Below are 11,710 nucleotides of genomic sequence, written 5' to 3'. Positions count from 1 at the left end.
ATAGAACATTTTTAAAATCAAATATGATTTTTTTAATATGAAACTCAAAATTCTATTTATTTTATTATTAATTTCAGGTTCATTTGGTGTTGCTTATGGACATACTGTTGATGCAGTTGGAGAATATAGAGTGGAAATTGGATGGATGAATGAACCAGTTGTTTCTGGTGAAACTAATGCAATTGAATTTTATGTAAGTCCATTAATTCCTTGTCCTGAAATTCCAGAACCAATCAAATGTGCAGAGTCTCAAGAATTCCAAAATGGAGTAGAAGACTTGAAAAAAACTGTAAAGATGCAATTAATCTACAAAGATGAAAGTATAACACTTCCACTTTCACCTGATCACAACATTCCTGGAAAATATTATGCCTTTGTTAATCCAACAGTCTCTGGATTTTACCAAGCAAATATTTTAGGATCGATTAATGAGACACCAATTAGTTTATCTATGCATCCTCCAAAAGTTGCAGAACGCTCCTACATTGAATTTCCAGAACCTTCTGATATAACCGTCCAACAAATGATTGATGGACATACTGCATTAATTGAGGATATTGGCGATCTGAAAGATTCTGTCACTAATCTAGAAGAAACTAAACAAATGGATGTAGGTTATGCAGGAATAGGTATTGGATTCATAGGTATAGTGATTGCAATTGTTGCACTTGCAAAATCTAAAAAGAATTAATCAGAACTCATAAAATCTTTTCTTCTTCTTAAAATTAAATACAAAACAGCTCCAATTGCAATAATAATTAATCCCACAAGAACTACTTCCACATCAAATTGTAGTGCCATGTAAACAGTTGTTCCAAAACCAAATAATGGCAAAATTGGGAATTTTCCAATATTTATTGGAACTTTAAATGGTCTTTCTAAAACTGGTTCTGTATATCGTAGGACAATTACTGCCAAGTTAATTGCAGCAAAAGTAATGACTACTGCAAAAACCACAATATTTGCAATAATTACAATATCTCCAACAAAAGCAAATCCTATTGAGGTCATTAAAATTACAATTACTGCAATCCATGGTGTCTTTGTTTTAGGATGAACTCTACCTAAAAATTCAGGAAGAGATTTGCTTCTTGCCATTCCATATAGGATTCTGGCACCTGCAACTAATGTAATTAGAACCGTACTTGCAGTAGCAAAAAGTGCAATTAGTGAAAGTGTGATGCTGCCATTCATACCTACTGCTGAGTGTGCAACATCTGCTAATGGAGCTGATGATGCAGCTAAATCTTCCCAATTCATAATTCGAATTGATGCTAAAGAAACTAAAACGTAAATTATTGCAGTAATGACTATTGACAAAATTATTGCTCTTGGAATTGTTTTTTTTGGCTTTCTAACCTCTTCAGCAACATTTGCCATGTCTTCAAATCCAATAAATGCAAAGAAAATCAATACAAATGCTAGAATTATGCCTGTAAGTCCACTAGGTGCTTCAAAATAATCAATTGTCTCAACTGGCTCCATTGAAAAACCAAGAAAAATAATGAGAACAAGTCCTGCTGCAGTTATTAATGCAAAAATCGTGTTTGCCCATGCAGATTCTTTTATCCCTACAAAATTAACAATCGATAAAATTATGATTAGAAAAACTGCTCCAACTGTAATTGGTAAATCAATAAACTGAGTTAGATATCCACCAAATCCTAATGAGACAGTAGCAGCAACTATAATTGATGTGATTGCTGTTAACCATCCAATAATAAAACCAAAAAAATTATTCTTGAAAGCATTTTTTACAAAAGTATACTCTGCAGCTGCTTTTGGAAATAATGCTGATAACTCTGCATAACTTAATCCTGCAAAAATTGCAACAATTGCACCTGACAAAAAAGAAATCCACATTGAATTACCTGCAAATCCTGCAGCTTCTCCAATTAAGACATAGATTCCTGCACCTAGAATTAATCCCACACCATACATGGTAAGATGAAATAATCCCATGTGACGATGTAGTTCAGACATTTCTGTTTTCTTATTTAATTAAAAAATTTAACCTATATCATACAACATAATTTCCAACAATGAAAATCATCTCTGTTTTTTATATTGAATAATTTTATTTTTTTATTCATGGGAAGTTTCTCAAAAATTCTTGTGCCACTTGATGGTTCTACAAATGCTACACGTGGTTTGGATAGAGCAATTGAAATTGCAAAAGGTAGTGGTGCTGAAATTACTGGCTTTTACGTATTTCACTTACCTATCGCAGCAGGAATAAAATATACACAAAAAATGAAAGATGAAGCCCAAAAAAAGGCTGTAAAAGCTATTGGCCCTGCGATGAAAAAAGCACAAAATGCTGGTGCAAAATTCAAGTATCAAACAGGTGGTGGTCATACTGGTTCTGAGATTGTTAAATATGCTCAAAAGGGTAAATTTGACATGATTGTAATTGGTGCAAGAGGCGTGGGTGGTGCAAAAGAAGCATTTCTTGGAAGTACATCCAACTATGTTATGCACAAAACTAAGATCCCAGTGTTAGTTGTAAAATAAACATCTTTTACAATTTTTATTTTTATTTTAGATATCTAATATTCTATAATGTAATAAACTACAAGTATAGTAAATTCTGGAAAATAAGGGGGATCTGAAACATGGTTGAAAGTAATTATGATATTTTAGGAATCGTTGAAGGAACTACTGAAAAAGAAATTCGTGATGCATTTAGAAGATTAGCTCTTCAATACCATGCTGATCGTGGTGGAGAGAATGAACAATTCATAAAAATTAAACAAGCCTATGAAGATCTAAAAATTGGTAAAAAATATCCTGAAACAGATATTGAAAAAATAAAAAACTCAAGAGTATATTCTGATGAATCTGAATCTGATGTAAGAAGAAAAAATCAGATTCTTGGACAACAACTATCTAAAGAAATGAAAACAGCTGAAGAGTGGGCAGCAGCACATAACAGAGCAAATTCAACTGGATCAAGATTATTTGGATCAAAAACCCTAGGTGAAATGGAATTTGAAAGAAAAGCTAATGGTGCTTTGTCTATTAAAGGAAATTTCATGGCAGGAAATTTGACTTATGATGGACCAATTATCATGCAAGGAAGTATTACAAGTCCATCATGGACTCGAGAATTTCAAACAAATATTCATCTGACAAAAGGAGATTTCAAATTTCTTGATCCTGTAGAAAACAAGTATAAAATTGAAAATGGAGCTAAAATTATTGTAGATAATGGAAATATTGTAGTGGGAAATATTTTTGGAAGAAAATTTAGAGTTGAAGATCCGGATGGAAAAGTAGGCGTCTATAAAATTTTGGAACATAGAACTCAAATCTCTGCTCCAAATGGAAAAATTATTGCTGAAAATGCAGTTAACACTGTATCATTAAACGCCGATACAATTATTGTTCTAAATGTAGAAGATGATGTAATAATTTCTGCACGTGAAGTCTTGTTTTATGGAGGCAAATTTACCTATGATTCTGTAATTAAATTAAAAGAAGGTGGCTCTATCAGATTTTTTGAAAATTTTTCAATTCAAGGATTAAGTGGTGATGCTAAAATTGAGTTAGAAAATGGTAAAAAAATTAGATTATTTGATCTCAAAACAAAAAAAATCAAGGATTTAGCTGATGAATTTGTCCCCAACAAAGAAAATTATTCAAATAATGCAACAATGGTTGGTCATGGATTTACAATCACATATGAAATGCTAGATAATCTCTCCAAAAAACCAACAAAAAAACAAAAATCAAGTTGGGTATCAAGATTTGGTTTTTCTAAAAACTAATTTTTCCTTTTTACCTCAAAAATGTTATAATCATATTTTTGTTTTAATTCAGCAATATGTAATTGTGTAAACTCGTAACCCTCAAAATTCTTTAAAATTTCATACAACTTATCTCCAATTACAAGACTATTCTTTGGACAAAGTGAATTAATTTTAAAACACTTATTCACAGTTGATCCAAATACATCACTAATATTGGAAGTTGTACTTTCAGCTACTTTCACAGAGCCATATGTTGCACTTACCTTATAATCTAATTCAGGTAAATTTTCTACTTTAAGTTGTTCTTTTAGTTCTTCATGCGAATCTATCATCGACAAACAACATTCCAATACATTTCTCATTGCGGTATTGTCATTAGTATCAATATTTGCAAATCTAAACATTAATGCATCTCCTATATTTTTCACCACTTCTCCTTTATGTTTAAGAATAATTTTTGCCATAAAGTTTAGAAATATTTCATACAATTTTGTTACATCTTTATCAGATAACTTAGATGTTATTCTAGTTGAATCAGTCATATCAATTACACCAACACAATCATTTTGTTCATGTTGAGAAAATTTTAACACGCCACCTCCTTCAAGTTGTTTAATGACTTCTTCTTTCTTTTTAATCTCAATTAACGACTCTTGAAGCTTTTGTGCCATTGAATCAAATGCACTAGATAACTCCCCTATCTCATCTCTTGTTTTAATATCGGTTCTTACATCAAAGTCACCACTGGCAATTTTATTTGCAGCATCTTTCAATTTTATCAAAGGTCTTGAAAGCGATTTTGACATGATAAATGCAACAATTGCCATAATCCCAATAATTACAATTCCTGTTAGGATGATCCTATCTCGTAGTATGCTAATTGGTTTTTCCACTTCGTCTTCATCAATTTCAGCAAGCAAAACAATTCCTAAATCTTGTGCACAATATGATGATCCATAAATTGGGATATCTCTATAATCAGGATAAAATCCAATATGTTCTTGGCCTTCATTGAAACATTTTTGCACACCTACGGTATTTACCGTTTGTTGGAATATGGCATTTTCAAAAAATCGTGATTCAGATAGCATAACAAAGTCATCATTGACAATGTACACTTCACCTGTTTCACCCAGTCCACTTCTACTAAGTAAAATACTATCAATTGCAGCGGTTCTCATTTTAGAGATGATGACTCCAATTGGTTCATCATCAATTTTATTATCTGATGCATAAACAGGAGATACAACAATCATCTTTTTACCTGATTCAACATGTTCAAAATCAACAAAAGATTCCTTTAATCCTCTCTGGAAATATTCATTTTGAGAATAATCCTCATCAGATATTCCTACAAGTGAAAAAAAGACATTCCCATTATTACCAATTACCTTCACATCTTCAAATCCAATTGAGAATCCAATTAGTTTTTGAAATGCTTGTATCTGAATTAGAAAATCCCTGCGTTTTTCTTCTTTGATATCTTTTAACTGCTCTATGGGAATTTTATTCATCTCTGCAGTCAAGAGTCGAATCATTGGATCATTTGCTAAAATTTGATTTTGTTCTATTCTAGATTCAAAAAGTAATCTTAAAGTTTCGCCACGAATTGTTGATTCGCCAAGTAACTGATCTCCTGTTCTTTGTTTTAGAATTTGATCAGCATAATTGAAACTAAAATATCCTATAACTGATAGAGCAATGACTGATACTAGCATTACCAACAAAATGAGTTTCCTATCTAAATTAAATGAGATTGACAATTTGATTCTATTTTATTTTTATGTGAATATCAAGGCTTCTACTATTTTTTAGTCTATTATGCTTACAATAATTCTTCAAGTTGATAATTATTTTGGCAAAAGAAAATATCATGTATAAAATTGTAAAAATCTAAAATAAGAAAAAGAAATTAAAGTTGAACTAATCTAATCGATTAATTCGGTCCAACCTTTTACGAAGACTGAATCTTTGTGGAGTGGAACTGGTTGTCCAACAGTAAAGTCCATTGGTCTCATCCAAAAGATTGCTTTTGTTGGGCATACACCAATGCATGCACCATCAGAAATACATCTTTCTGGGTAAAAGACAAATGCTTTACCTCTCTTCCAGCCTTCAACTGGTTTTACTCTAAGGACATCAGGGCCAAGTGTTGTACAGATTTCTACACATAGTGCGCATCCGATACACATTTGTTCACTTATGTCTGGAATAATTCCTACTGGCATAACAAAATAAAATCTTGATTTGGCATTAATATAATTTGCCTAAAAATATCATGTTATAACGGCGTTTGAAATTTTATAACAGCGTTTGTATTTTTGATCGCATTTTAGGTTAGATTAATGATGGAATCTTGAAAATCTGTGAATTTTCATCAATGGAACGAATAATCAAGTTATCTTCTGTTTTCTTTAGAATGTAAACTCCTGTTTTTGTAGATTTTATGATTTGTTTGCCTCCTGGAGTAAGAATCCAACCTTCATTTTCTTTTTTTCTAGCCATTGCCGTTATGATGATAGACGAATCTGCATCTTTTCCCAATGATGCAAGTAACATAATACATGAGTTGATGAATATGGCTGACTCTAAATCTTCAAACATGTTGTATACTCCATTGAATGAATCAATAATTACAAGAAATTTTTCTTTAGAGACTCTTGAAATTATCTTAGTGAATTCTTCTTTCCAATTTTCTTTAGTAGGATGAAATACTGTTAGATTGTCTTTCTTCTGAATTAGACCTGACTCAATGTATCCTGTATAAAGTAGATCCATGTCTACAAAAATTACTGGTGTGTCAACAGAGTTGATTAATTTATTGAGAAACTCTGCTTTGTGAAATGGTTCTGAGCAAAGTACTATGTTGGGGAGTCTCTCTTTAAACTCATTTTGAATGTGAACTAATTTACTATCTAAAATCTGGTCAGGACTTTTATCCAACACCCATCTAGCATTCTACAGATATAATAATGAATTTAGTATCAAAGGACATTTCAAATGATTTTCCAATATCAGATAAAATCTATCTAAACAATGCGTCAGTTTCTCTAATGCCTAATCAAAGTATTGAAGCAATGAAAGATTTTCTAACTTCCTACAATTCTATTGGTCCTGATTCAAAAGAATCAGAACCATTTGTAACTGAAAAATTAAGAGATACAAGAAAAACTATAGCAAAAATTATCTCATGTCAACCTGATGAAGTTGTACTTACTCAAAGTACTACTGATGGCATCAATATTGTAGCCAATGGTCTTACATTTGATGAAAAATCAAATATAATCATTCGTGGAATGACTCATGAACACCATTCAAATTTTTATCCTTGGTTAAAATTAAAAGAAAAAATTTCTGTGAAAAATCTTTCAATTGACAAAGATGGATTTTTCAAACTTGAAGATTTAGAAGCGTTAGTTGATGAAAATACCAAGTTAGTTGCTCTAAGTCATGCTCTTTACAATACTGGTTCTATCTTGCCATTAGAAAAAATTTCAAAAATTCTCAATGTACCTCTTTTTGTTGATAGTGCACAAACTGTAGGATGTATTGATGTTGATGTTTCAAAAATAAACTGCAATTTTATGTCCTTTAATGGTTCAAAATGGCTTTGTGGGCCAATGGGAACTGGTCTGTTTTATTGTAATAGAAAATCAAGTGAGTTGTTAGAACCAAGAACTATTGGTGGAGAATCTGCAATAATCTATGATGACACAAATTTAGCATTCAAAGAACTTCCTGATAAATTTCAAACTGGATTTCGCAATTATGTTGGAATTGTTGGCTTGGAATCTTCTGCAAATTATTTACTTAACTTTGGTCTCAAAAACATCCGTGAAAAAAATCAATACTTGTCAAATCTTTTAAGAGAAGAATTATCTAAAATACCAAAAATTATTTTGTATGGTCCTGAAGATCCTAATTCTAGAACTAGTATTGTATCTTTTAACATAGATGGAATGGATTCACAAGAAGTTGTCGATAGACTTGAAAAACAAAATATTATTTTGGCTTTAAGAGAAATTATGGAAAAAAAAATTGTGCGAGCTTCTCCTCACTTTTTTAATTCTGAATCAGAAATTATGTCAGTAATTGATGTAATAAAGAGATTATAGATTCTCTTGTTCTTCTATAACCATCATGGTTAACGTAGACTGTACTTTGGTAATCTTTCTGACTTTATTGGTAATAATTGAGCGTAGTTTTTCAGCATCATCTGAAGATAATTTTAAGACGATATCATATACTCCGTATACTCCTTGGACCTCGTAGGTTACCTTTTCATCTGTAAGGATTTGCTTTACTTCATTGATGATTGACTCATCTGATCCTAAATCAGAATTTAGTAGAACATATGCAGTAGGCACACGAAATTTTTACTCAAAGAGTATTTAACTTTTCATAATTCAAAAATTGATTAATTAGCATTTTGTCTTATTGATGTGAAACCCATAGATCTAACACTTACAATATCAAAATTTATCCCGAGTTTTCCTGGTTCTCCAAAACCTCAGTTCATTTCTTGGTCAAATCTCAAAGACGATGGTTATAATCTTGAATTATTATTCCTTAGTTCCCATACTGGAACCCACCTTGATGCTCCTTTTCATTTTGTCAAGAATGGTATCAAAATTGATCAAATCCCCCTTGAGAGATTAATGGGCAAAGCCATCTTAATTAAAATAAAAAAATCAAAAAACTCTCCAATCACAAAATCAGAAATCATTCAATTTGAGAAAAAAAATGGAGTCATTCCTAACAAATCATCTGTCTTCTTTTTTACAGATTGGCAAAAAAACCTCAAAAAAGATAATTATTTTACAGAAAATCCTGGGTTAGCATTTTCAGCTGCTATGTATCTTGCACAAAAAAAGACAAATCTTGTTGGAATAGATTCTCCAAGTATAGATCTTGGAAAAGATGAATCATTTAGCGTTCATCATGTTTTATCAAACAATGATATTTTGATAGTAGAAAACTTGGCAAACTTGAATAAGATAAAATCAAAGGAATTTGATTTTACAATTCTTCCACTAAAACTAAAAGATGCAACAGGTTCGCCTGTAAGAGCAGTTGCACACAACATTTCGTAATGCTAAAAATATAGTGAATGTTAACATCTAGCATGAGCAAGCCTGGAAATCTATGGAGAAAGGTTCATGGAAAGATTACAAAAAAACCTACAAACTTTTCCTGGTTGATTGAAGAAAAATTAGCAGGCTCTGGTATGCCTACAAGTTCTGATGAATTTGATTGGATTGTAAATCAAGGGGTAAAATCAATTGTAACTATGACTGAAAATGCTCTACCTGAAAATTGGACAAAAAATATTGATTATCTTCATGTTCCGACTCCTGATTTGACAGCACCTGATATGGACAAGATTGATACTGCAGTTGATTTTATACATGAACAAATTACAAATGATCAAGCAGTAATGGTTCATTGTGCAGCTGGAATGGGAAGAGCTGGAACAATACTTGCATGTTACTTTGTAAAATACCAAAAGTTTTCAGCAAAAAAAGCTATTGAAATGATTCGTGAAGAAAGACCTGGTTCTATACAATCTGAAGTACAAGAACTAGCTATTGGTTTTTATGAAAAACATGTAAGAAATTAACTAGATTCTGAAACTAGTTTACCATCAACTATTTTGATCTTCATAATTTTGTTATCTGAAAAAGTTACTGTTAATTCATCATTTGAATCAGAGTCTTCAATTTTTAGAATTTCTTTCATTTTGAATTCTTCAACATCTATCATTCATTTTCACCTATTCTGGAATTGACACCGTCTCAATTTTACCGTCAACCACTTTAATGAACAGAAATCTATTATCTTTCATAATGAAAGTTATGCCCCCTTCTTTATCAGGATCTTCTATTTCAAGAAGTGGTTGTCCTAACAAACCGTCATATTTTGCCATACTAATTCACCAAAAAAGTTCTTTATATCCCTAATTGATTTTTATTTCAATTTCTCTAGAATTGTTCTTGACATTTCCCGGCTCTGTAAACTCGTGTTTTTGCCATGATGCAAAGGCCTCAGCGCTAATTTTGTGTGTGCCCTTTCCCAAATCTTCGGCTTTGAAAACAAATTTCTCATTAAAATCAAATAACTCCTGCCTAACTTCTTCTTCTGTAAGTCTGATAAATGGCTCAAAATTTTTGGCTACTTGGACCCAAATTCTCCTGTCTTTCATAGGATTAACAAGTTTAGGATTTCTTGTCCAAAATATGGATGCCTTTCTGTAGGTATCAATTGTTCTTCCTAACTCTTTTTTCCTAAAGCCGCCTGAAGTCAATTTCACACCACATTTCAATTTGAATGAAACATCGTTTTTGTTGTATGCATTAGTCCAATTTGTCTCGTTAAATGCATCTCTTAGGTCACCTTCAACTGAAAATTGGACATTTATCTCAATATTTTCATCTAAAGCGTATTCATCCTTAGATTTTACTAATTCTATGTCTGAAATCCTACTTTCGCCCATTTCTACTGCTCATAATGATTTATATCCGCAATAAGTGCTTTTTCTGAATACATGAACGCACAAGTAATCAGTTCAGAAGCCAAAGAAATCAACCTCTCAATCACAGAAACCGATATTGGGATTTTGTACCTAATTCAACATGAGCTTCTAAAAGAATCAAGTATTGATTTTGCAGGTGTTATTGTAAAACATCCACTAACTAACGAGTGTTGGATGAGAATTAATTCTAGTTCAAAACCACTAGGTGAAATAAAGAAAGCTACAGATTCAGCAATTAAAATGGCAGATGAGTTCAAACAACTATTTAATTCAAAACTTAAGGTAAATTAGAATTGAAGTTTTGCCCCAAATGTGAGGTCAAATTAAAAAAAGGTACTTCTGGCCTTCAATGCCCCAAGTGTGGTTATACTGAAGGACAAGAAGAAAAACAGACCAAAAAAATTATTGAAAATGAAGCACATGAAGAATCAATTTTAGCTTTTGAAGGAAATGAGGGAGAGGAATCTCATCCAACTATCAAAATAGAATGTGAGAAGTGTGGACATGATGAAGCAATTTGGTGGATGCTTCAAACAAGAAGTGCAGATGAACCAACCACACAATTTTATCGCTGTACAAAATGTAAGAATACTTGGCGTAATTACGCATAACGTTTAACTGGAACATAAAGTCAACAAAGTTGGTTTGACTTTTGAAGCAAAAACAAGTGGTTCTGATGATCTAAAGGCAATCATATCTGCAATTTCAACACTTGTTGAAGAGGCAACATTTGTTGCAACTGCAGAAGGAATTTCTTTTAGAGGAATGGATCCATCACATGTTGCTCTTATAGATATCTCATGGCCTAATTCTGCATTTGAGAAATACGAATGTGATAGTGATATAAAATTTGGAGTAAGAATAGATGAATTCTCAAAACTCATTAAAAGAGCAGACAAAAAAGATAGCATTGAGATTAGTATCTCTGAGCAAAACATGTTGCTTGTTACAGTTGGGAAAAATAAAAAATACAAAATGCGTTTGATTGAAAGTTCTGCAACAGATACACCATTACCAAAGATACCATATGATTCTAAAATTGTATTATCTTCATCAAAATTTGATAAAATTTTAGGTGATGTTCAAGTTGTATCAGACTATTTGACGATACATACATCTGATTCTAAAGGTGATTTTTCAGGAAAAGGAGATTCAGGAGAAGTTGTAATTGATTTAGATAAAGATGATGACGATATAGAAGAGATTTCTTCAAAAGAAGACAGTGTTGGAACCTACAGTTTAGAATATCTTAATCCAGTGGTAAAAGCAGTAGGAACTACTGCAGGCTTTATCACATGTGAATTTTCAAGCGCAAAACCACTTAGAATTGAATTCAAAGTAGCCAATATTGGTAGAATTCACTTTTACTTAGCTCCACGCGTGGAAAGTTAAAGCATTTAAAGATTAACTAATTCAGGTATTTTGA

The 11,710-nt window shown here is 31.8% G+C and carries 17 protein-coding genes; 9 read left to right on the top strand and 8 right to left on the bottom strand.

The genetic code is table 11. The annotated features are described in order from the left end of the window. Nucleotides 1-37 precede the first annotated feature (37 nt). Nucleotides 38-691: a hypothetical protein gene (locus ACX12B_RS02095; protein WP_459352401.1), complete on the top strand. Its 654-nt coding sequence runs from the start codon at nucleotides 38-40 to the stop codon at nucleotides 689-691. Here the strand turns inward: ACX12B_RS02095 and ACX12B_RS02090 are convergent. Continuing rightward, the gene (locus tag ACX12B_RS02090) at nucleotides 688-1,983 is read right to left on the bottom strand and encodes an APC family permease (RefSeq protein ID WP_459352400.1); all 1,296 of its coding nucleotides are present in this window, start codon (nucleotides 1,981-1,983) and stop codon (nucleotides 688-690) included. The genes ACX12B_RS02095 and ACX12B_RS02090 overlap by 4 nt on opposite strands. A gap of 108 nt (nucleotides 1,984-2,091) precedes the next feature. Here ACX12B_RS02090 and ACX12B_RS02085 point away from each other — a divergent pair, with 108 nt between their 5' ends. Together ACX12B_RS02085 and ACX12B_RS02080 are read left to right on the top strand one after the other, a co-directional pair. Then, a complete protein-coding gene (locus ACX12B_RS02085) occupies nucleotides 2,092-2,514 on the top strand; it encodes a universal stress protein (RefSeq protein WP_459352399.1) in 423 nt (140 codons plus the stop codon). A gap of 101 nt (nucleotides 2,515-2,615) precedes the next feature. Further along, a complete protein-coding gene (locus tag ACX12B_RS02080) occupies nucleotides 2,616-3,770 on the top strand; it encodes a J domain-containing protein (protein ID WP_459352398.1) in 1,155 nt (384 codons plus the stop codon). Here ACX12B_RS02080 and ACX12B_RS02075 read toward each other — a convergent pair. From ACX12B_RS02075 to ACX12B_RS02065, 3 genes are all read right to left on the bottom strand, one after another. Then, a complete protein-coding gene (locus ACX12B_RS02075; RefSeq protein WP_459352397.1) occupies nucleotides 3,767-5,515 on the bottom strand; it encodes a HAMP domain-containing protein in 1,749 nt (582 codons plus the stop codon). The two genes, ACX12B_RS02080 and ACX12B_RS02075, sit on opposite strands and share 4 nt — an antisense overlap. A 165-nt stretch (nucleotides 5,516-5,680) precedes the next feature. Next, nucleotides 5,681-5,980, bottom strand: coding sequence for an ATP-binding protein (locus tag ACX12B_RS02070; protein ID WP_012216147.1), 300 nt, complete (start codon nucleotides 5,978-5,980; stop codon nucleotides 5,681-5,683). A 109-nt stretch (nucleotides 5,981-6,089) separates the two neighbouring features. Continuing rightward, nucleotides 6,090-6,698, bottom strand: coding sequence for a hypothetical protein (locus ACX12B_RS02065; protein WP_459352396.1), 609 nt, complete (start codon nucleotides 6,696-6,698; stop codon nucleotides 6,090-6,092). 26 nt (nucleotides 6,699-6,724) lie between these two features. On the opposite strand from ACX12B_RS02065, the gene ACX12B_RS02060 reads away from it, so the two are divergent. Further along, nucleotides 6,725-7,867, top strand: coding sequence for an aminotransferase class V-fold PLP-dependent enzyme (locus ACX12B_RS02060; RefSeq protein ID WP_459352395.1), 1,143 nt, complete (start codon nucleotides 6,725-6,727; stop codon nucleotides 7,865-7,867). On the opposite strand, the gene ACX12B_RS02055 is transcribed toward ACX12B_RS02060, so the two are convergent. Next, nucleotides 7,862-8,119, bottom strand: a complete 258-nt coding sequence (locus ACX12B_RS02055) for an Lrp/AsnC ligand binding domain-containing protein (RefSeq protein ID WP_459352394.1) — start codon at nucleotides 8,117-8,119, stop codon at nucleotides 7,862-7,864. The two genes, ACX12B_RS02060 and ACX12B_RS02055, sit on opposite strands and share 6 nt — an antisense overlap. Nucleotides 8,120-8,194: 75 nt before the next feature. Between ACX12B_RS02055 and ACX12B_RS02050 the strand changes: the two genes are divergently transcribed. Together ACX12B_RS02050 and ACX12B_RS02045 are read left to right on the top strand one after the other, a co-directional pair. Then, nucleotides 8,195-8,845: a cyclase family protein gene (locus ACX12B_RS02050; protein ID WP_459352393.1), complete on the top strand. Its 651-nt coding sequence runs from the start codon at nucleotides 8,195-8,197 to the stop codon at nucleotides 8,843-8,845. Nucleotides 8,846-8,877: 32 nt separating this feature from the next. Next, nucleotides 8,878-9,372 (top strand): dual specificity protein phosphatase 23, encoded by a 495-nt coding sequence (locus tag ACX12B_RS02045; RefSeq protein ID WP_459352392.1) that lies wholly within the window; start codon nucleotides 8,878-8,880, stop codon nucleotides 9,370-9,372. Here ACX12B_RS02045 and ACX12B_RS02040 read toward each other — a convergent pair. The 3 genes from ACX12B_RS02040 to ACX12B_RS02030 are packed head-to-tail and all read right to left on the bottom strand — an operon-like array spanning nucleotide 9,369 to nucleotide 10,245. Continuing rightward, a complete protein-coding gene (locus ACX12B_RS02040; protein WP_459352391.1) occupies nucleotides 9,369-9,515 on the bottom strand; it encodes a hypothetical protein in 147 nt (48 codons plus the stop codon). The two genes, ACX12B_RS02045 and ACX12B_RS02040, sit on opposite strands and share 4 nt — an antisense overlap. Nucleotides 9,516-9,525: 10 nt before the next feature. Further along, nucleotides 9,526-9,678 (bottom strand): hypothetical protein, encoded by a 153-nt coding sequence (locus ACX12B_RS02035; protein WP_459352390.1) that lies wholly within the window; start codon nucleotides 9,676-9,678, stop codon nucleotides 9,526-9,528. A gap of 30 nt (nucleotides 9,679-9,708) precedes the next feature. Beyond that, nucleotides 9,709-10,245, bottom strand: a complete 537-nt coding sequence (locus ACX12B_RS02030) for a hypothetical protein (protein WP_459352389.1) — start codon at nucleotides 10,243-10,245, stop codon at nucleotides 9,709-9,711. 51 nt (nucleotides 10,246-10,296) lie between these two features. On the opposite strand from ACX12B_RS02030, the gene ACX12B_RS02025 reads away from it, so the two are divergent. The 3 genes from ACX12B_RS02025 to pcn are packed head-to-tail and all read left to right on the top strand — an operon-like array spanning nucleotide 10,297 to nucleotide 11,676. Next, nucleotides 10,297-10,575: an RpoL/Rpb11 RNA polymerase subunit family protein gene (locus ACX12B_RS02025; RefSeq protein WP_459352388.1), complete on the top strand. Its 279-nt coding sequence runs from the start codon at nucleotides 10,297-10,299 to the stop codon at nucleotides 10,573-10,575. 2 nt (nucleotides 10,576-10,577) lie between these two features. Then, nucleotides 10,578-10,895, top strand: a complete 318-nt coding sequence (locus ACX12B_RS02020) for a transcription factor S (protein ID WP_459352387.1) — start codon at nucleotides 10,578-10,580, stop codon at nucleotides 10,893-10,895. A gap of 34 nt (nucleotides 10,896-10,929) precedes the next feature. After that, nucleotides 10,930-11,676 (top strand): proliferating cell nuclear antigen (pcna), encoded by a 747-nt coding sequence (gene pcn / locus ACX12B_RS02015; protein WP_459352386.1) that lies wholly within the window; start codon nucleotides 10,930-10,932, stop codon nucleotides 11,674-11,676. The last annotated feature ends 34 nt before the right edge of the window (nucleotides 11,677-11,710 follow it).

This window comes from Nitrosopumilus sp. S6, assembly GCF_054515815.1.
The sequence above is the reverse complement of the archived record's forward strand: the minus strand, read 5'-3'. Positions and strand labels throughout refer to the sequence as shown.